This window comes from Edaphovirga cremea (assembly GCF_003332275.1).
Taxonomy (GTDB): Bacteria; Pseudomonadota; Gammaproteobacteria; order Enterobacterales; family Enterobacteriaceae; genus Edaphovirga; species Edaphovirga cremea.
Window position 1 is genome coordinate 62,026 of sequence record NZ_QOVA01000016.1, and the last position, 21,003, is coordinate 83,028.

Below are 21,003 nucleotides of genomic sequence, written 5' to 3' on the forward strand. Positions count from 1 at the left end.
ACCGGGTACTTGCTCAAGCCTCAACAAGAAACTATCCCGCTTTTCTTGCCAGCATGGTAGCAAATCTCGCTTTGATGCGGTTGCCTGCGGCATCGGTTCTGTGTAGTTCGCCGAGGTTTTCGTTGTATTTGAGGATCTCCCAATCGGTATAATAGTTTTGCAATTCACCGGGTGAAAAGACAAAAGAGAAGGGGACATCACAGGAAGTATCTTCCGATGAGACGACGGAGACAATCAGGTTATAGCCACCCGCAAGGGTATGTTCCTGCATATTGGCGATAATGTCCGGGATGCGATCGCTATTGAGGAACATAAAGGTCACGGTCGAGACGATCAGCCCGAAGTGGCCAGTGATCTCCGCGCGGTTGATGTCATACGTATGGACATCAATGTTTGACATATCTTCGCTGGCAATCATCTTGCGCAGATTTTCCAGACTGGCCTCATTTCTGTCGTAGGACGTCACGTCAAACCCGCACAACCGTATATACAGAGAGTTTCTGCCGTTGCCGCAACCGAGATCCAACGCTTTACCCGGCGGTACAATCTTCAAGGCTTCAATGACTTCGGAATGCGTGCGGGTCATGCCATATTTCTTGGCAAAATAATCCTCTTTATTGTGCTGATCCATTGTTTCCCTTACTTTTAAACGAGTTTTGCACCCGATGGCGTTAAATTTGCGATATACGCACTAGTATTGGCGCAATGTTATCCGCAAGATAACCCAGTTTAATCGACAAGTCAGGTTGCCAGAAGTACAGAACGAGGGAAATTGAAATGGATGCCATACACACAATTATTCTTACCATAGGATTGTTTATCCTGACGTTCATTAACCCCGGCGCAAATCTGCTGGTGGTTGTGCAGACCAGCCTGACATCAGGAAAAAACGCCGGGATCCTTACCGGACTGGGCGTGGCGCTGGGTGATGCGCTGTACTCCGGACTGGGGTTGTTTGGTATGGCGGCGCTGATTACGGAAGGTGGGCAGTTCTTCTCAGGCATTAAAATCTTCGGCGGGCTTTATCTGATTTGGTACGCCTATAACATGATCCGTCACCCCAACTCGGTACAAATGTACACGGGGAGGTTATCTGCCACGACCTCTGCGCCCTGGTATGTTTTTTTCCGCCGCGGATTGTTGACCGATCTCTCCAACCCCCAGACGGTGCTATTTTTCGTCAGTATATTTTCCGTCACCCTGACACCGGCGACTCCGCTGTGGGCAAAAGTATTGGCGTGGCTCGGTATTGTTATTGCGTCGATCATTTGGCGCACGTTACTAAGTATCGCATTTTCCCTGCCTGCCGTAAGGCGAGGATATACCAAGGTGCAGCAAGCCATGCGGGGGATTATCGGTGTTGCGCTGGGGGCATTTGGCTTGCGGCTGATTTATGAAGGCTTTATGAGACGCTGATGTTTACATTGGGCTGTAGGCACCCAGCAGATGTAATACTCTTATCGTGCGCGTTCTAGCGCACGATAAGAGTAGCGAAAGAAATTGCCGGTGACTCACTGGCCATCACCCTTGCTGGATATTTATCCTTCTATTTTTAAGGTTTTTTACGGCTTTTGAACAACCGCATAACCGCACCGATGATGCAGCCAATGACGATGCCGGTAATAATCCAATCAATTAAATTCATAGCCATTTCCTTCATCAACATTCGCTGATCGATTAACTGGCCGCAATGTTGCAGCGATATTATTGACAAAGAGTATGCAACACTCGCCCGGAGAACGCATGCAAATCACTCACGGTAATTCAACCGAAAGCCATCACCGTCAGTGCTGATTTCAAGGGGGAGATAATTTTTAAGCGAGAGATAACACGCAATCGTGTGTTTCACCGATTGCGCCGTCACCAACTCTATAACCGTACACTCGGCAGCCTTGGCCGACGCCAATCCGGAGAGGGAATCCTCAAAAGCAATACAGCGTGCCGGAGAACAATTCAACCGTTGTGCACCCAGTAGAAAAGCCTGCGGATGGGGTTTACCCAATGTCACGTTTTCACAGGTTATGAGCGCATTTGGCCTGGGTAATCCCGCAGCAGCGATTCTCGCCGTTGCCACTCTTGACAATCCTGACGTCACAATCGCCCAGGGAATGGTGAGGCGTTGCAGGGTGTTGAGCAAATCAATCGCGCCATCAACCGCCGTCATGCCCGCCGCATCTGCGACTTCGTAATCTTCAAGGGCTTTGCACTCCCTGAGAATCTCTTCGTCGCTTGCGCCTGTTAGAAAATGCCGGAACGTAACCTGCGCGGGTTTACCATGCAAATAGCCGAGAACCTCCTGTGGGCACAATCCTTTGCTGACCGACCAGTTTTTCCACGAATCCTCCACTTTCTCCAGCGAATTAACCAGCGTTCCGTCCAAATCAAACAACATCCCTGAAAATCCCAGCATCTCTTTCACTCCCATTCACGTCATAAATACATCTTACGATGCAGGGGAAAATTAGCTATCGCAAAAAAAGAGTCTTAGAGAGAAAAAGGCGTCATTACTGGCCGTTTTTGTAAGCGGGGGTTGCGATCGCAGATGAGGCCAAAGTGGCTGTTATTTGAACACCGTATCTGCCCGGGAGCGGTGCTGATAATACTCTTGCTGGAAGACGGCACCCAGACGGAGTTTTATTCTTAGGTCGTGGGGATGAGAGTGTGTAGAAAGTGATCGGCATTTTCGCACCACACTTGGGGAGTTCACCCATTCGTGGAACGGGCACAACGTAATGACACATTGCTGCCAAAACCGTTGACCTTGAGGGTTTGACCTTAAAAAGTGCTTTCGGTGCGTTAAGTCTTGCCGATAAATATGAGGAGGTCGGTAACCGTGGGGTCACAAATTTAAAGGATAGTAAATCAATAGAGGCCGTAGCATTGCTGCAACACCCAATGGAAACGGCATGATACCATCATTACGCGGTCTGTTAGGACAGGAATAAAGGGTAAGTACGGAGTAAGTAAAAAGAACACAGCGCAGCAAAAATGGTTATCGCGTGTGAACGGTGACCCCCCATCGGCTCGATTAATTCCCGATGAGCGCGCTCGGATATCACAAATTTAGCTTGAGTTAGAACGAAAGGAGATTACCGCAGAGCGCTGGGACTTGGAAGTGTTGACGCGTTGTGCTCTGAGCAATTTTAACGAGAAGATGTTCTCATATCCAGTCAAGATTAATGCCAGGGTTTTGATTGCACGTTAAAGCATCCGATGGATGAACATCCTGAAACTACAACGTCAAGTAATGATTGTGATTGCTCAGAATTAATTTTTATCACTAACTCTTTGTTGGTTATTGAAGTTTATGATGCATAATATAGGGTCAGCATGATTAAATCATACCAACAGAGGATGTGGTAATGAATCAAATAAAATCAATAAATATCAATAAATTGCTTCTTGATGTTGATAATCCGCGATTTCCTACTCCTGCTGAAAATCAACGTGATGCCATCGAAAAATTGCTAGAATTGCAATACGATAGGCTATATCGTCTGGCTAAAGACATCGCTTTAAGAGGGTTAGATCCCTCGGAGAATATTTTAGTTTACCCAAGTCAGGAAGAAGATGGCTTCTTTGTTGTTGCAGAGGGTAATAGACGTGTAACGGCTTTAAAGTTGCTACTTTTACCTAAAATGGCCCCCAATGAAAAAGTAAAAAAAGCCTTTGAAAAACTTAAACTAACGCAAAGAAATGACATCAAAGTAATTGATAATTGTGCTCTTTTTGATGACGATGAATATAGTCACTGGGTTAGCCTTAAACATACAGGGCAAAACAATGGCATTGGTCGTGTAGAGTGGACGGCTCCTGAGAAGGCAAGACATCTTGCTAGGATGGGTAAGCAATCTTTTGGTAATCAGTTATTTACATTTATGGAACTTAATTCTGAATATTATAAGCGAATTCTAGAAAAGAAAAAAATCATTCGAATTACTAACATTTCTCGACTTTTTGGTGATTTAAAGGTTCGGGATTATTTTAATATTCAAAACATCAATGGCCTTTTATATTGTTTTCAACCATACGACCGTTTTGCAGAACAGCTAGAAAAAATACTAAGTGTGATGATAGAGGAGGATGAAAAAGGGAAACCCTATTTTACTGTAAATAGAATACGTAGTCAGGTTGACAGAGTAACTTTCATGCATGAACAGAAGATTACTGAATCAAAGCTTACTCTTAGAAAACCTTGGCGCTTAATTGATGAGAGACCCGCTCTTTCCGAGGAGGAAATTCAAAGTAAACCATATAATGAAGATAATATGGGAGATAAAAATAAAGATCATAATAGCCATGGTGTTGATAGTGATATTGAAAATAAAAATAATAATAATAAAGAGAGTAATACTAACTTCTCTGAAGGAAATGATGATAACAAATTTAATAATGTTAAAGGAAATCAGGGTAAAAATACAACACCTCCGAAAGCTAATAGAAATAATTTAATACCTTCTTATGTTAAGTTAAACTTCAGAGGGAATAAAAAATGCTCACGTATATTTACTGAGTTAAAATCACATCTATCATTTGATACAACACCAAATGCAATATCAATTCTTCTTAGGATTTTCATTGATCTATCTGTAAGTTATTTTATTGAAGATAAAAAAATATCCTCTAAAGATAACCACAGAAATCCTGGATTACATGATAAAGTGATTTTTTGTGCGCATTACTTAAGAGATAATAAAAAAATAACGGGTAGCGAGTGTACAGCAGTAATAACATACTCAAGTCAGATAACTAAAGCTAATGGTTCGTTACAACAGTATGTTCATAATCCTCATTTGATTCTTTCTAAAGAGGCCGTTAATACTGAATGGGATAATTTTGAGACATTATTAACTCTTATGTGGAGCTAGTAATTTAAGATGGGCATAGACAAGGATGTCTTATTTTTGCTATTCTTAGTTATAAAAACATTAGTGAGGTTTAGATGAAATATTATACACCATTACGGTATCCAGGGGGGAAAGGGAAACTCTCTTACTTTATAAAAGATGTTATAGAGATAAACAACTTGAATGATGGTGTATATGTCGAGCCTTATGCCGGAGGTGCTGGTATTGCATTAGAGCTGTTACTTCAAGAATATGTTCGAAAAATTCATATTAATGATATCGATTATGCTATCTATTCTTTCTGGCATTCCGTGATACATGATGCAGAAAATCTTTGTCGATTGATACATGATGCTCAGGTGAATATGGATGCATGGAGTTTTTATCGAAATATACTTGCTAATCCATGTCAGTTTTCTCAGCTTGAAGTTGGGTTTGCTGCATTCTTTCTCAATAGAACAAATAGATCAGGAATATTGAAAGCTGGTGTAATTGGAGGAAAAGCGCAAGAAGGATTATGGAAGATGGATGTACGTTTTAATCGTATTGATTTGATAAAAAGAATTGAAAGTATTGCCGATTATAATCAGAGAATTTCAATCAGTAATCTTGATACTCTAGATTTTTTGGACGAAGTAGAATATTTAGATCAAAATAAAACATTACTTTATCTTGACCCTCCTTATTATATTAAAGGTCAAGGACTTTATAGAAATTTTTATAATCATGATGATCATGTATCTGTTATGTCGAAACTGAAAAGAACCAAGTTCCCATTTTGGTTGGTATCATACGATAATGCCGAAGAAATAAAAAAAATATATAAAGATTTTGATAAAATTGAATATTCATTGCAGTACACTGCACAGCAGAAAAGAGTTGGGGAAGAGGTGATGATTTTTTCTCCAAAAATCGTTGTTCCTAATACCCTTAGGGGGGCTACTGACAACTTGTGTGCATGAGTGAAAAATTACCCACTTTGGATATTTAAGGGTTATGAGTTAAGTTGAATTTATAGGGAAGCAATGAATCGTGTATATGCAAGTTGCACTAACCTGCATGCAAAAGAAAGCTATAATGTTAGAAACATCTAGACTCCACGGCTATATCAATGATATTACAACAGAATTAGAAACAATACTTGAATCGGACAGAATAGGCGGGGATCTTATTGCTTCAGCTACAAATTAATAAACAATAGTATCAACTTCTTTAAATTATCACACTCATTCAAAGATTATTATTTCAAGTGAAATTATTATATTTATAAGGATTTATAATGGTAAATAAGATCACCAAACTGAGAAATATCAATATAAAAAAATTTAGAGGATTGCAAGATGTCAGTATTGATTTTGGGGAGCGAATTACAATAATTTGTGGTAAAAATGGCACTTCAAAATCTACTATTCTCGGTGTGATAGCACAAGCGTTTAGTTTTAGAAAAGATTATACTAAAGAACCTGTAGTGGACTTAAGCTCATATAAAACATTAATTGATAAAGAGTTTGCGTCGTCATTTTCTGATCATTTCAGATTTTCAGAGAAATATGATATTCCCGGATCAATGGATATTGAGTTAACAGTTTATGATGGGGCGAGTGAAACTATACTCGACGAATTATCACTTGGATTATATGACTCAACTGATAGGAGAAAATCACGACCTATACTTAGAGGTAATCATAGCCGCAACGTGACTCACCCGTTAATTTATTTAAGTCTAGAGCGTTTGCTACCAATATCATCAAGACCGAAATATTTAGTTAGAAACGTTGATTATGTAAATAGTAATAAAGATGGTATCCGATCATTAAGTAATAAACTTCTTATTAAGGATGGTTCTAATATTGTTACTGCCACTACAGGTACAATTGACTCTTTAGTTGTCCATTCAGACTATTATGATCAAGAATCAGTGTCTGTGGGGGAAGATAATGTAGGGCAAATTATTCAAGCAATATATTCCTTTAAAAGATTAAAGGAAGTGTATCCGGATTATCATGGCGGCATTATACTTATTGATGAGGCCGATGCCGGTTTATTTCCAGCAGCTCAGGTCGAGTTTATAAGCATTTTATCGAAAGCAACAAAAGAATATAATTTACAAATAATAATGACCTCACATTCCCCCACTATTATCGAAGAGGTTTTTAGTCTGGCTAAGAAAGATAGTCATAATTACAAGACTATTTATTTGACTGATACTTTTGGCAAAATACAGAGGAAAGATAATTTTTCATGGCCGCAGATATTCGCGGATTTAAGAGTCGAAACTATATCTATTGAGCAAGGGGTTTCTCTGCCAGTCATTAATGTATACTTTGAAGATAGGGAGGGCGCAGATTTCTTCTCTTCGTTGATAACTGATAGAAAAATAAATAAAGTAATAAATCCATTAAAAGAAATCACGTTGGGGTGCAATAATTACAAAGAGCTTATTTCAAAAAAAATACCTGAATTCAGTAAAAAAAGCATTATAGTCTTTGATGCTGATGTCCCAAAAATTAAGGGGCAACAAAACGTTGTATTATTACCGAGTGGACTTCCGCCTGACCAACTGCTTTTTGAGTTTTTATATAATTTGCCGATTGATTCAGGCTATTGGCATAATGATTTTGCATATACGAAAGCTGTTTTTTTAAGAGAGACAAGCAGTATATTACAAACGCTGAATATAATTCAGGGCGCAGATCCTTTAGATTTAAAATCTGTTGTGGAAGTATTCCGTGCTGGGAAAGATAATCGCGATGGGTTAGTCAGAGAAATGTTTAAGAAATTCTATAAAGATAGTAGTGTAAAATTAACGATAAATGGAAAAGTCAAAGGAAATCCATTCAGATTGTGGGCCAAAGTAAATCAGGGTGCGGTAGATAATTTCCAAGAAGAGTTTAAGTCTAGTCTGATTCATACGATATCAAAAGGGAATGGTGCAGAACTCGCCTCTGTTCTTGGTTATTTAGGATAATGCGGGAGTATACAGACAATAAATTCATTTATTGTCTGTATACCTTCTTGATATCCACATATTATTATTTGATGGATAGTGTTTAAGGATTATATTTGGTGGTGACTTCACATTAGATTACGGAAGTTACTTTAACTAGTCGTATCCCGCATCGATTACTACAGGTTGTAAGCGGCATGCTCACAAATACTTGCTGCGATAAAACATGGCCGCGTCATCCTACCCACCCTTAACCCGACACGTTTCATATTAAATATTTATCACATTGTGTCCCGTCATTCTGCGAACTACTGTGCTCACGCTCGCCCCCTTCAGTCGAAGAAATAGTCAAAAAAGCTGGAAAACAGGGGGGTAAAACAAGGAGGCGCAGAATGAAAGAATCTCAAGACTATGAAACACGTTCTCAAGAAAATAAAGCCATAACAGTCCGCGAAATTACATTAACAATAGGTATTTTTTTCGACGGCACCGGGAACAACAGGGAGAATACCGCGTTACGAATGCGGGGGTTTACTGAGTCAGACGCTGAACAGAGGCAGGCGCAGAGTTGCAAAGTGTCTCCTGGTGGGGAGAATAATGAAAATCTCACAATCAATAGTGACAGCGTAACAACAAACAGTTATCGGGGATACTTTTCCAATATCCATTGGCTTAATTCTCTTTATACGTCCCAGCAACAACTGGCAGAAGATCAAATAGAGGCTCAGATAAAAACCTATCTATCTGGTATAGGAACGGCGACCGGTAGACCTGATTCGATGATTGGCATGGGGCTTGGAAGCAGCATGCTGGATATTTTTGAAGGTGTAGTGACAAAAACGGATGAGGCAATGGTCGCAATGACCAACGCCATTACCGAATTTATGCAATGTAACCCCAGCCCTGACTTTAGTATCGCAAAAATTCAATTTGATGTGTTTGGTTTCAGCCGCGGCGCGGCGGCGGCAAGGCACTTTGCCAACCGTGTCATGGAACAGGATCCCGATATTGCGGATGCGATCGCCAAGGGGCTGGACGGTGATCTCTATGGCGGGAAACCCTCCGGTGAAGTCCGTTTCATCGGTCTTTTTGATACCGTCGCGGCTATTGGCGGCATCAAGGATTTATTCGATACCAATGGCAGAAGCAATGCGGACGTCAAGCTGGAGTTGCGACCCTCAGTCGCCAAAAAAGTTTTCCAGATAACCGCCATGCATGAATGTCGCTACAACTTCAGTTTGAACAGTATTAAAGGCATGTGGCCTGAATTTGCTTTACCCGGCGTCCATTCGGATATAGGTGGAGGTTATAATCCAGCAGGATCCGACTGGCAGGAGAATGAAAATTTGTTCCTCACCATGCCCGCCTTTGAGGTCGTCAGTGACGACACTTTGGAAACGGCAACCACGGTGTTTCGCAAGGCAGAGTTGGCCCGAGAGAAACTCTATTCTGTCGCTGCGCTGCAATATCTGCTCCCGCATGGAAAAGTGACCACTAAAACCCGTTCTGTAGAGGGGGTAAACGCTTATCAACAGCGGACGGGAATTATCCAGAAGCAGGTTGGGTCTGCCGTGTTTCTGGAGCGAACGGCTGTGCCGAATGACTGGGCTAAAGTCAGCCTGCGTGTGATGCTGGATGCGGCTCAGGATGCCGGAGTGTTATTCAACCCGATATGCCAAAGTGATGAAGAGTTGCAGCTCCCACCAGAACTTATCCCACTCGGTGAAGAAGCCATTGCACAGGGAAAAGCGGTGCGGCTTGGGCAAACACCGCAAAGTTTTACCGAGGATGAATTGCATACTATTGGCAAGTACATTCACTGCTCTGCGAACTGGAATATCGCTTCAGATCGGAATCAATGGATTGACCCAAAAGCGGGTGAAACATGCATTAACCGTTTTGCGCCAAACGAAGATAAAGCCATTGTTTTCACCAACAGCCCCAACAACGAGTGGGTACGAACGGTCTGGTATATGGACGACGAGCAGAGGCTGCATGATGATGAAGTGACCCCAGAGGATCAGACTGCCAACGTGTCTTGACCTGAGCATCAATGTGGCCATGCGGCAAAACTTTTACCTGCGCCGTAAAAAAACGCCCGTTAGCCTTCGCATAGGGGCTTTTTTGTGATAATTCGTTAAAAAAGAAGGAATAATAGGCAAAAAGCGAGAATAATTTAAAGTCGCTAATAAAGTGTTCAAAAAATTAAGACTATGCTCAGATAAGTATTTTCCGAGAAAATCGAGGAGTGTCACCAAATGTCTGACAACGTCTTTTGTTTCGGCGTATTGACCGCGGCGCTGTTATCACCGATGACTGTTTGGTCCGCCCCCCCGAAAGATCTACCGTTAGTGCCCGATCCCAGCCTGCCGACGCGCGAGTTTGTAACCTCCGTCAACTCTAACAAAAGCATTGTTTTCCGCCTGTTCGCCCCAACGGCTAAATCGGTCTCAGTTGTGACCGGCGCAACCGAGGACAGTTATGTCGTCACGCCGATGACCAGGAATGAGATCGGCGTATGGTCGTATCACACGCTGCCGCAGGCACCGAATTTGTATGAGTATTTCTTCAATGTTGATGGCTATCGCAGCAGCGATCCGGGTACGGCGTTTCCCAAACCGCAACGGCAGGTGAATACCAGCCTGATTCTGGTGCCGGGAGGCGTGCTTGACGTGCGCCCGGTGCCGCATGGGCAGGTGTTGAGCCTGACGTACCATTCCAACGTGCTCAATGCCGAACGGCAGATGTATGTGTGGACGCCGCCGGGCTACAGCGCCGAAAGCAAGCCCTTGCCGGTGCTCTATTTCTACCATGGTTTTGGCGACACCTCTGGCTCGGCGTTGTTGCAAATGCGTGTCCCGCAAGTCATGGACAATCTTCTGGCCGAAAAGAAAATCGAGCCGATGGTAGTGGTGATGCCGGATACGGAAACCGATATCGCCAACGCGATCCCAGAGGATTTTCCGCGGAAAATGCGCAGGAAAGTATTTTATCCACGCAATGCCGATGCCGCCGATCGCGAATTGATGCAAGACATCATTCCCTATATCAGCCAGACATTCACCGTCCGTCAGGACGCTGACGGCAGGGCGCTGGCGGGGCTATCGCAAGGTGGTTATCAGGCGCTGGTAACGGGAATGACCCATCTGGATCAGTTTGGCTGGCTGGCGACGTTCAGTGGTGTAAGTACCGCAACCGTTCCTAACGAGCACGTTGCCGAGGTGTTGAATCAGCCTGAACGGATTAACAAACAGCTTAAACTGTTGAGTGTCGTGGTGGGTGAACGTGACATTGTCACGGGGAAGGATGTCGAGGGATTGAAGACTATTCTCGATCAGAAGGGCATTAAATACGCGTACCAGATGTACCCCGGGCTTGGTCATGAAATGGATGTCTGGCGTCCTGCCTACATCACCTTCGTAGAGAAACTGTTCAAAGAGTAAACCGTCTCTTGCAGGAAAATAAAGGGCCAAAGCACTCTCGTGCTTTGGCCCAAATTCGTGGTTGATATGTTTAGCTGAATCAGCTCTCCGTTTCACACTGCTTTAGCATTTTGTATAACGAGTCCTTTAACCGTAGTTTCTCCCTTTTCAATTCTATGATGTGTTTGTCGTGCACTGCGCCAGGCAACTGTTCAAGACGTTTTATTTCATGATCCAGTCGGTTGTGTTCCTGAAACAATGTACAGAATCGTGGATTTTCCTGTTTTTGCTTTGTGATCAATTCGCGATATTCTGGAAACACAATGCCACCTCCTTTTGTTGGTACGGTTAAAAACACCGTATCACGATGGAAAGAACGAGAAGAAAATGCACATCACAAGAATGAAACTTAGATGAGCGCTCAGGTTGATATTTTTCCACCGGTTTTGCAGATTGGCGCTGGAGGCTTATTGCGGGGTGATAGCCCTACCGGGTTGATCTTCCTGCGGTAGTAGATTCCAGTTAAATGTAACCCTTTCATGTTTGTCATACTGTGTCGTCATTGGTGCAAAAAAGGGGTGGTTTCATAAACAACCCTCAGTGTGTAATGCGGGTAACGTCGTTGATAACGGTCTTTTTAACCTTGCCCGCTCATGCTAATTTCAACACTGACATTCGCGTGGTTTATCCATTATCAGGAGTAGGGATCCCATGAGTAAAATCGATCTGCACATGCACTCAAATTACAGCGACGACGCTGACTTGCCGGTAAGTGAGTTGATCGCTCGCTGCATCGAAAATGGCATCACTACGCTGGCGGTCACCGACCATAATTCGGCGACGTCTGCGCTGGAATCGGTAACATATCGCAGCAACAGCCTGAACGTGCTGACCGGAATCGAGATTGATTGCACCTTTGAAGGCCGTAATTTCCACCTGCTGGGCTATGGTTTTACACCCAGTGACGATTTTGATCTGATTCATCGTAATTTCAGCGCGGTGCAATCTGCTCTGGTACCGCAAAAGATTGAAAGCCTGCGCAAACTGGGTTTTTATCTGGACGAAGATGTGCTGCAAAAACTCTCGGGTGGACGTATGCCGCAGGAAGAGCAAATGGGTGAAGCCATTCTTGACGATGAACGCAATGATGGGCATCCGCTACTTTTACCTTATCGCGAAGGCGGTGCACGCGGGGATATGCCGCTGATTAATTTTTACTGGGATTTTTTCGGGCCAGGCAAAGTGTGTTACGTCCCAGTCTCTTTCGCGCCGATGACCGAAATGGTGGAGGCAATCACCTCTAATGGTGGTATACCCGTCGTCGCCCACCTCGGTGCGAATATCAAAGAGAGCTACGAGGAGGTGCTCACCGCGATGTTTGCCATCGGCATAAAAGGCGTGGAAGCGTTTTCGAGCTACCATTCACCTGAACTGGCCAACCGGCTCTACGATTTTGCGGTCAGCAAAAATGCATTCGTCACCTGCGGCAGTGATTTCCACGGTAGGAATAAACCTAAAATCGAAGTTGGGCAGTGCAATTACACGCCGCTGCAACAGGCGACTATCGAACGCTTTTTGCGGGCAGCCCAGGCCTAAGATCGGGTTGCGCAAGTGGCTGATAATCATGCCCTTGCGCAATCGGTCAGAGTAGTGACAGCGCAGTCAGTCGCGGCCACAGCTTTTCCATGATAAAACTGGAAAAGGCTTCAATCTTCAGTGCCGGGACTTTCTGCGGCAAATAGAGCATATGCATTGGCCGGGAAGGGACGGGATAGTGCGGGAGAACCTTGACCAGTCGACCATTCCTAATCTCCTGCTCCAACGTGATTTTCGATTGCAGGACAATGCCAAAACCTTCCAGCGCTGCCTGTTTCGATCCCTCCCCTGAATTGACCATCAGCCGCGGCACCACCGGAATATTTTCCTCGCCCTCGGCACCGATCAACTGCCAGAATTTATTGCTCTCACGCTGATTGAACCCCAGACAGTGGTGATATTGCAGATCTTCCGGGGTGGAGGGCGTGCCATATTCGGCAAGATAGTCAGGCGTGGCGGCCAGCATCAGCTCATAGTCCGGTAACGCCCGCGCGACCAGCCCTTCATCCATGATGTCACCAATCCTGAAGGTGAAATCAAATCCCTCTTCGATCATGTTGACCTTGCGATCGGCCAAAACCAGCTCGAGTTTGATTTCGGGATATTGCTTCAGAAACCGGGTCACCAGCGGTACCAAAATATGATTGCCAAAGGCGTAAGGGGCACTGACGCGGATCATGCCAACGGGAGCAAAATTCAGTGACTGAATCAATGACTCGACGTTGGTCATATCACCGACGATGCGACGGCTATGTTGGTAGAAGATATGTCCGGCTTCGGTGAGGCCCTGACGGCGGGTGGTGCGCACCAGTAACTTGGTTTTGAGCAGGCTTTCCAGGGCGGTGATGTGTTTGCCTACCATCGTCGGTGAGATATTCATCGCTTCAGCCGCTGCCACAAAACTCCCTTTGTCTATGACTGCGACAAAAACCGACATGCTGGTTAACCGATCCATTATGAACCCCTGGTGTTTTCTGTTGCCCTTAATATAGGCAAAACGGTTGACCTGCCCGAACCTGAAGGTGGGAGCAGGGACGTTGAGCTGGTTACACGCAATTATAGATACGGGAAAAGAGAGACATTGCCACGTCCGTTGCATCAGATGCCAGAGCCAATATGCGCATCTGCATCGACGAACCCATCATCATGCCCCAAGTATAGAAATACTGCCAACGATGCAGCCCAGCGGCAATTCCAATACGGGAAACCACCAGACTTCAAAAGCTCCAGGCAAATACTGACAGGATGTGGCTGCCGATGAACAGTAAATATGCCACTCGACAGGCGTCGGCATTCAATTTTTCGGGTGAGCAACATCAGGGGCAAAACGCTGGGTAACCAACGCGTAAAACTGTCAGACGCTTTCAACGCCGTGGTAGCGATCACTTCGGCCAAAATAGTCAGGGACAACAGCAGATAATTCATACACCCTTTTCCTTCAATGTCATCGCATTTAACTTATTGATAATTCGTTCTCTCCTCTCGGTTTCCAGTGGCTGGTAGCCACAAATGTCAGAGAGCCAGAGGCCGTCTACCGCCATGCGACACATAATCATTCGGTCCTGTTCTTCGCCGGTAAGATCTTCTTGCGGGACATCATTGTTGACGAAGTGATTCCACCGTTCGCGCAGTCCGCGATCGGCCAGAATGGCAACCACCAGCGCCCGGTACGTAACGTGTTCACTGTCTCGACTTCCTGCCGTACAGGCGCGCAAATAGGCACGGGTAGCTCGCCCATAAGGCTCCGTGTCCAGTCGCATCAGGTCAGCCATGTCGTCAGAAAAGCGCTGCATAAGATCGTTAAATAATCCGTTGATGAGCGCGGTTTTGGAACTGAAGTGATATTGCAGGCCGCCTTTGCTCACGCCAGCAAGTTGCGCGACATTATCCAGCGTTAATCCCTGCAAGCCCTTGTCAGCAATGATTTTCGACGCCGCTTCAACTACGCTGCGTTTCACGGTTTCAGGTTCTTTCGGGCGATTAATTGCGGCTTTCATTGTTACTCCTCACTTAAACAATCCGTCTGGATGGATTACTCGAATTTTACCTGCTTTTTCTCCAGTGACAAGCGAATTTTACAGGGATGATGGCGCGGACGGGGGAAGAGGTTTAGACGTGGACACATGCGTTATGGTGGCTGGACTGAAGTCAGTGAGTCTTATCTTATCATTTATAAATGATTCTGATTCTCATTTATACAATTGACCTGGTTGAGTGGTTTTCATACATTGGAAAAGCCGTAAAAATGTATATTTTTCAGGTTGTTAGTTTTTATTTTGATAATCAAAGAGGAGTTTTTATGAATGATGACACGATAACAGTAAATGGGGGGGGTGGAGATGACAGTCGTAGTGATAATGAAAAGCACGATGGAAGTGGTCAAAACTCAAACGGATCTAGCGTTAATCTTTCAGTGTATCCAGAAGCACAAGTTATCGCAGTGCTAGCCGCGCCAATGAATATTACTTTGATTGGTGAAGGATGGGGATTTACTCTCTTAACATCTCAAACTATTACGAGCGCACTTCAGGCAGGTTTGAGTACTCTGGGTACTATGGCGCTTGAGGCCGCGCCTTATTTAGGAAGAATGGCAGGAGTTGTTGTTGGTTCGCTTATTCCCAGTAAAATTGCACCAGATGATCCGAAGTTCATGGCGCGAATTGTTAATGCACTCCCAGCAACGACAGTCACCGACGTACCGATGATACAGCTACCCACTCAACCGTCAGTCCTGGCAAAAATGCAGGTGGAAGATACTGTCGAGGATGAATTGCAAAAAATCGTCGTAGTCAGTTCGCCGACGTTTCCCGTTTCAGTTCCTGTTGTGAATGCTGTACCCACGACACGCACAAATGTATTTACTGCGCAAATTGTACCAAGTATGCCACCAGTGCATATTAAAATGGAAAAGTCGACAACGTTAGTTAATTCAGTTCCAGCAATTGGTATTACTGAAGTAAAGAACGCTCCGGTTAAACCTGTTGAACGTGGAACGGGCTCAAGTACGTCAGATGCATTTATTCATTTTCCAACGCCTAGCGGTTTTCAACCTATCTATGTATCAATCACAACAGTGCTCACCGTAGAACAGATTAAAAAACAAGAAGAGGAAGCCAAAAGACGTCAGGCGCAATGGGATGCTCGACATCCGCTCGAAGTTGCTGAACGAGAATTAGCGGAAAAGGAAAAAATACTGGCTCAGGCAGAGCTTGATATTCTCAACAGAGAAAAGGCACGTAAAGACGCAGAAAACACTCCAGAAGCACTTGTAATAGTGGATCCTGTCTCTCATCCGTTAACCTATACAAAAGATGTTCGCTTCGTTACGTCGATTTATAATGGAACGATTCAGTTGTCGTTCACGATAGAAACTCGCGACACATTGAACCAACTTTTGTCACAAGGTGGAGGAATGATAGCTGGAGAGTCAGTAGAGGCTCCCACGTATGCAGGCTTTCAAGTTGCCCAGACAATACAAAAGGGTTTAATGGAAATTGTTGAAGAGATGCGTCAACTTATTCTCGACGGCCAAAAACGAATCATTGAAGCACAAAATGCTCTTGTAGTGGCGATTGAAGGCCGTAATAAGGCAGAGGATGAAAAGAATAAATCTGAAAAGAATAGAGATCAGGTTAAAGAAGAGAATAAAAACAAGCCGACAAGTTATACTCTTGATGATAAAATTAAAGTGCAAATGGGTGAGCGCGGTTGGACAGAGCAGGATGTCAAGGACGTAGTCGGTAAAGGTCAGAATGGCATTTCGTCAGACCAGCGTCGACCTAATAAAACACCTCCTGATTTTTTAGGGAGAAATGATCCGGCTTCAGTTTATGGTATGCCAGGTAAGTATGTTGTTATCAACGACAGAACGGGCGAAATAACACAAGTTAGTGGGAAAAATGATCCGCATTGGATTGATGATGGCCGTATTGTATGGGAGAAAAAATAATGAGTATAACTTCAGCTATTTTGTACAATAATGGTGAAGACTTCTTTAAGCTTAACGGCAGTAGTGTAATGGCTTTAACACCTAAAGCGGCTAAAGAGGTGTGCATAGAAGCTTCTAAGCGAGAAAAATTCGTTTACATTGTTGAAGGTGGCCATTGGATGAATCCTGGATTCAGACCCGACGGAAGTACTCGATGGGATGCTCGTCAAGATTTTGAACAAAGTGGGAAATTCAAAGAAAATAATGATGCAGCGCTAAAAAATATAGAAGAGGATGTTACTTTCGGTATTACTGCTTTTATGATTACTCTATCGAAATAAAGACAACTATTAATTTTTATTACATTTTTATAAAGTAAAAATGAGTTGAGCCGATGACTAATCGGCTCGTTTTATTTCTAAACAGAAGAGTTGCTTAAATGGATAAGAAGTACTCTCTTTTATCCGATAATCCCCTGTCATTGCAAAATAATGGTGTACGAAAGGTTATCTTGCCGTAATTAAATTCCCATCATGCAAATTTTCCCCTGTAGACCATACTTAAAACCTATCCCAATCGTTGGTATTAACCTTTTGGTGATGACTGAAGATTCCGCCCGTTAATATTGAAAAACAAGAGGAATCTATGAGTTTTCTTGGATGGACGGCAGCGGTAGGTGCGCTGTTATTGTTGATGTCACTGGCATCCGGCTGGATCCACCGCGGTCCGGTCACTGTATTTGGGTTTTATTTGATCGCAGGGGTGATATGCGGCCCCTGGGTGTTGAATCTGCTGCGGATTGATGTCGCGGTCTACGCAGAATTAACGGGCAGAATGACCGAAATAGCCATGGCGGCGTCGCTGTTTATTACCGGTCTCAAGTTAAGGCTTCCTTTTCGTCATTTGAGTTGGCGCATGGGTTTACGACTGGCGTTTCCCGCGATGCTTCTTACCGTCGGTGGGGTGACGCTGGCAGCACATTATCTGACTGACTTGTCGTGGCCACTGGCATTGGCGTTTGCCGCCATCGTGGCACCTACCGATCCGGTGCTGGCGAGTCTCATCTCGGTGAATGACGCCAGGGACGACGACAGCCTGCGTTTGGCTCTGTCGAGTGAAGCCGGACTCAACGACGGTTCAGCGCTGCCGATACTTATGCTGGCGTTGGTTTTCCTGACCACAAAAACAGATCTCTCGCTCTCGCTGCTGGGGCATTGGGCGCTGTTCGACGTCGTCTGGGCGCTGATGGGCGGGTTGCTGATTGGGTTTGGCCTGGGTCGGGTGATCGGACACATCGCCACAAAGATGAGAACTGTACATCAGGACGTTGCACCGAACGATTTCATCGCGTTATCACTTATCGCGTTGAGTTATGCGGCGGCGCAAAGCGTTGACGCATCAGGTTTTCTTGCGGCTTTCGCTGCGGGTGTCGGACTGCGGTATGCCGAGGTACGCATCGTGAGTCAGCATCCCCTTGAAGACCTGCATGAAGATGCCCGCTATCTTCCCGCCGAGACCATGGTCAACCCAAACCAGCGGCATACCCTGGCCGGTAAAGAACCCGCAAAATCAATGGGACTGGTGGTAGGCGATGCACTCTCTTTCGGCGATACGATTGAACGACTTTTTGCTGCGGCCATCGTTATTGTGTTGGGTATTACGCTCTCCATGCATTGGGATCCGATGGGCTTGCTGCTGGCGGCAATTCTGTTTTTCGTCATACGTCCAACTGCCGTTTATCTGTCAACTGTAGGAACCCGCACTCCCCATGCGCAAAAGCTGATGATTGGCTGGTTGGGTATTCGTGGGATCGGCAGCATCAATTACATCGCGTATGCCTATACTCACGGCCTGCAGGGAGCCGATGCCAGTAGAATGGTGGACATGGCATTTACCCTGATCGCGGCAAGTATTGTCGTGCATGGCGTGACGGTGTCACCTTTGTTGAAATGGCGACAGGCGGGCATCGCCGAAAATGATCGCAGTGGAGAGGAGTAGACTGGCGGGGGCTTGCATGTAGCCCGGTTTGCGTTAATGTAGAAAGGCATTTAAATACTTTTGGTATCAGGGAGATTATCTTGCCTTCCACATGGATTCAGTTTTCTGGCGGACACGGGATGTTCAAATTACAGTACTCCTCGCTGTTGCGGCCCATTTCTTTATGCCTGGCAATGTTCCCGAGAATGATACCCAGAAAGTGGAGTAAGTTATGAATGACAGTTTTGAACTCTATGACTTGCATATAGAAGTAGTTCCAGGTGATCGACCTTACGTCTGTTCGCACCATACCGGGCAAGGTTTTGATGTGGAAGGTGAAAACCTGATTTTCCCACAAGGTGGACGATTTTCTCTTTACTCGCTGGCGGCACTTTTGCCGCTGATACCTGCGAAGCAACGAATGACCCATGCGAATGACTGGATGACTACGGATGCGTTGATCGCCTGCCCAGACCCCTACTGCGGTGCCCGGTTCAAAATAGCCCGGACCGGAATCAGGGTATTCAGTCACAGTGATTGCACGGTGGTACCGCTGAATGCCGCATTGGATGAATAAAAGAATAATAACGGAAGAATATTAACAGGACGAGAATCATGGTTGATAAACGAGTAAAACTGACACCAGACTATAGCCCATGCCGCATTATCAACGGCGGATGGCAGCTTTCCGAAGGGCACAAACTTCAGGGTACGCTGGACTTTGATCCGGTTTTGAGAGCGTTCCATCAATTGGCCGATCGTGGATTCACCACGTTCGATTGCGCTGACATTTATACCGGCGTCGAAGAGTTAATTGGTAAATTTATTCTGGAACGCAGAAATAACAGTGGGAAAGATGATGTTCAGGTACACACCAAATTTGTACCGGATCTCTCCATGCTTGATCAGGTCGATTATCAGTATGTTGAGCGGATCATCACCCGCAGCCTGAAACGTTTGAATAAAGAGCGTTTGGATCTGGTGCAGTTTCACTGGTGGGATTACAACATCCCAGGATGCATAGATATTGCCGGGCACTTGGTTCGATTGCAGGAAAAAGGGCTGATTGCCAATCTGGGTACCACCAATTTCGACACACCGCATCTTCAGGCGCTGGTGGATGCCGGATATCCTTTGGTCAGTAACCAGACCCAATACTCAGTACTGGATCGTCGTCCAGAGCGGGCGATGGTAGATTTTTGCCTGCGCAATGACGTGAAACTACTCTGTTACGGCTCTTTGGCTGGCGGTTTCCTCTCCGAGTCATGGCTTGGTAAACCGATGCCTGAAAAACTGGATAACCGTTCACTGGTCAAATACCGTTTGGTGATTGATGATTCTGTGGGTTGGGAAGGTTATCAGCAGTTGCTGCAACTGCTGAAGCAGATTGGCGAACAGCGTGGTTGCTCATTGTCGAATGTCGCGGTGCATTATGTGCTGAATAAAGACGCGGTTGCCTCGGCCATTGTCGGTACACGCAGCGAACGCCATATTCAGTCCAACGAAACCGTGTTCTCTACCCAGTTGCTGGCGGAAGATTTCCAGCGCATTGATGCTTTCCTGGATGAGCATCAGATCCCTGCTGGTGAGCCGTTCGAGCTTGAGCGTGAAGAGGGTAATAAGCATCGTAATATTATGAAGATGAATTTAAATGAGGACTAAGCAAGGGGCGAAGCGCGCCCCTTGCATCCGTGCTTCACGCAGCATGAATTGCCCACTGCGTAGGTCCTTCGGTTGTCATTCCGGCTGGCTGGGACGGCTTTAGGTTCGGGTCATGCGTGAACTATTGTTTTAAAACAGGTTCAGTGCAGGTTTCGGTTGGTTTACGATCGCTATTCTACTTGAGCGTTTTCGCCTCAACCGACAAAGGGCCGCCAATCGCCGCGGCCCTTTGAACCCGGGCTTTTTCGCGGCACTCCTCGCCGGCTGCGCCGGTCCCTTCACTCATCACTCCGGCGGACGGGTCGGCTTTAGGTTCGGGTCATGCGTGAACTATTGTTTAAAAGCAGGCTTGGAGCAGGTTTCGGTTGATATAAATGTATTTTTCTACTTGAGCCTTGAAGCCTCAACCGACAAAGGGCCGCCAGTCGCCGCGACCCTTTGAACCCGGGCTTTTCCGCGGCATTTCTCGCCGACTGCGTCGGTGCCTTCACTCATCTCTCCGGCGGACGGGTCGGCTTTAGCCCACATCCATGTGGGCGGACGCCTCTCACCGCCATCCTGGCGGTTCGCCCCTGCCTGCGTTCTTCGCTCAGCGAGTCATGACGCTCTGGGAAGGTCAACGGA

Annotated in this window: 16 protein-coding genes and 2 pseudogenes; 12 read left to right on the forward strand and 6 right to left on the reverse strand. The window is 45.4% G+C overall.

Annotated elements, in window-relative coordinates:
- Window positions 1-31: 31 nt before the first annotated feature.
- Window positions 32-613 (reverse strand): annotated as a pseudogene (tehB, locus tag DRI82_RS17895) (tellurite resistance methyltransferase TehB); the annotation flags it as partial.
- A 164-nt stretch (window positions 614-777) separates the two neighbouring features.
- On the opposite strand from tehB, the gene DRI82_RS17900 reads away from it, so the two are divergent.
- Window positions 778-1,416 carry a LysE family transporter gene (locus tag DRI82_RS17900; RefSeq protein WP_114195272.1) on the forward strand — a complete coding sequence of 213 codons (639 nt, stop codon included), beginning with the start codon at window positions 778-780 and terminating at the stop codon, window positions 1,414-1,416.
- 334 nt (window positions 1,417-1,750) lie between these two features.
- On the opposite strand, the gene DRI82_RS17905 is transcribed toward DRI82_RS17900, so the two are convergent.
- Window positions 1,751-2,410: an HAD-IA family hydrolase gene (locus DRI82_RS17905; RefSeq protein WP_211317678.1), complete on the reverse strand. Its 660-nt coding sequence runs from the start codon at window positions 2,408-2,410 to the stop codon at window positions 1,751-1,753.
- 952 nt (window positions 2,411-3,362) lie between these two features.
- Between DRI82_RS17905 and DRI82_RS17910 the strand changes: the two genes are divergently transcribed.
- The 5 genes from DRI82_RS17910 (at window position 3,363) to DRI82_RS17930 (ending at window position 11,237) form a co-directional block, all read left to right on the forward strand.
- Complete coding sequence (locus DRI82_RS17910) at window positions 3,363-4,868, forward strand: ParB N-terminal domain-containing protein (RefSeq protein WP_114195273.1); 1,506 nt, start codon at window positions 3,363-3,365, stop codon at window positions 4,866-4,868.
- Between the two features lie 74 nt (window positions 4,869-4,942).
- Complete coding sequence (locus DRI82_RS17915; RefSeq protein WP_114195274.1) at window positions 4,943-5,809, forward strand: DNA adenine methylase; 867 nt, start codon at window positions 4,943-4,945, stop codon at window positions 5,807-5,809.
- 317 nt (window positions 5,810-6,126) lie between these two features.
- Window positions 6,127-7,815 (forward strand): AAA family ATPase, encoded by a 1,689-nt coding sequence (locus DRI82_RS17920; protein ID WP_114195275.1) that lies wholly within the window; start codon window positions 6,127-6,129, stop codon window positions 7,813-7,815.
- A 371-nt stretch (window positions 7,816-8,186) separates the two neighbouring features.
- Window positions 8,187-9,836: a T6SS phospholipase effector Tle1-like catalytic domain-containing protein gene (locus DRI82_RS17925; RefSeq protein ID WP_114195276.1), complete on the forward strand. Its 1,650-nt coding sequence runs from the start codon at window positions 8,187-8,189 to the stop codon at window positions 9,834-9,836.
- A gap of 216 nt (window positions 9,837-10,052) precedes the next feature.
- Window positions 10,053-11,237 (forward strand): alpha/beta hydrolase-fold protein, encoded by a 1,185-nt coding sequence (locus DRI82_RS17930; protein ID WP_114195277.1) that lies wholly within the window; start codon window positions 10,053-10,055, stop codon window positions 11,235-11,237.
- A 79-nt stretch (window positions 11,238-11,316) separates the two neighbouring features.
- Here the strand turns inward: DRI82_RS17930 and DRI82_RS17935 are convergent, their stop codons facing one another.
- Window positions 11,317-11,574 (reverse strand): HP1242/YdcH family protein, encoded by a 258-nt coding sequence (locus DRI82_RS17935; RefSeq protein WP_411705627.1) that lies wholly within the window; start codon window positions 11,572-11,574, stop codon window positions 11,317-11,319.
- Between the two features lie 353 nt (window positions 11,575-11,927).
- On the opposite strand from DRI82_RS17935, the gene DRI82_RS17940 reads away from it, so the two are divergent.
- Window positions 11,928-12,812 (forward strand): PHP domain-containing protein, encoded by an 885-nt coding sequence (locus DRI82_RS17940; RefSeq protein ID WP_114195279.1) that lies wholly within the window; start codon window positions 11,928-11,930, stop codon window positions 12,810-12,812.
- A gap of 46 nt (window positions 12,813-12,858) precedes the next feature.
- Here DRI82_RS17940 and DRI82_RS17945 read toward each other — a convergent pair whose 3' ends face one another.
- From DRI82_RS17945 to DRI82_RS17955, 3 genes and pseudogenes are all read right to left on the reverse strand, one after another.
- Window positions 12,859-13,767 carry a LysR family transcriptional regulator gene (locus DRI82_RS17945; RefSeq protein WP_114195280.1) on the reverse strand — a complete coding sequence of 303 codons (909 nt, stop codon included), beginning with the start codon at window positions 13,765-13,767 and terminating at the stop codon, window positions 12,859-12,861.
- A gap of 368 nt (window positions 13,768-14,135) precedes the next feature.
- Window positions 14,136-14,237, reverse strand: a pseudogene (locus DRI82_RS24775) (SMR family transporter); the annotation flags it as partial.
- Window positions 14,234-14,809 (reverse strand): TetR/AcrR family transcriptional regulator, encoded by a 576-nt coding sequence (locus DRI82_RS17955; RefSeq protein WP_114195281.1) that lies wholly within the window; start codon window positions 14,807-14,809, stop codon window positions 14,234-14,236. The gene DRI82_RS17955 and the pseudogene DRI82_RS24775, both read right to left, overlap by 4 nt.
- Window positions 14,810-14,988: 179 nt before the next feature.
- Here DRI82_RS17955 and DRI82_RS17960 point away from each other — a divergent pair, with 179 nt between their 5' ends.
- The 5 genes from DRI82_RS17960 to DRI82_RS17980 all read left to right on the forward strand — a co-directional run bounded on the left by DRI82_RS17960 (window position 14,989) and on the right by DRI82_RS17980 (window position 20,379).
- Entirely contained in the window at window positions 14,989-16,761 is a 1,773-nt protein-coding gene (locus DRI82_RS17960) for a colicin-like bacteriocin tRNase domain-containing protein (protein ID WP_114195282.1), read from the forward strand.
- Entirely contained in the window at window positions 16,761-17,081 is a 321-nt protein-coding gene (locus DRI82_RS17965) for a colicin transporter (RefSeq protein ID WP_245956876.1), read from the forward strand. The genes DRI82_RS17960 and DRI82_RS17965 overlap by 1 nt, the downstream gene beginning before the upstream one ends.
- A 304-nt stretch (window positions 17,082-17,385) precedes the next feature.
- Entirely contained in the window at window positions 17,386-18,738 is a 1,353-nt protein-coding gene (locus tag DRI82_RS17970) for a cation:proton antiporter (protein WP_114195283.1), read from the forward strand.
- A gap of 211 nt (window positions 18,739-18,949) precedes the next feature.
- A complete protein-coding gene (locus tag DRI82_RS17975) occupies window positions 18,950-19,294 on the forward strand; it encodes a TIGR04076 family protein (protein ID WP_114195284.1) in 345 nt (114 codons plus the stop codon).
- Between the two features lie 38 nt (window positions 19,295-19,332).
- Window positions 19,333-20,379 (forward strand): aldo/keto reductase, encoded by a 1,047-nt coding sequence (locus tag DRI82_RS17980; RefSeq protein WP_114195285.1) that lies wholly within the window; start codon window positions 19,333-19,335, stop codon window positions 20,377-20,379.
- The last annotated feature ends 624 nt before the right edge of the window (window positions 20,380-21,003 follow it).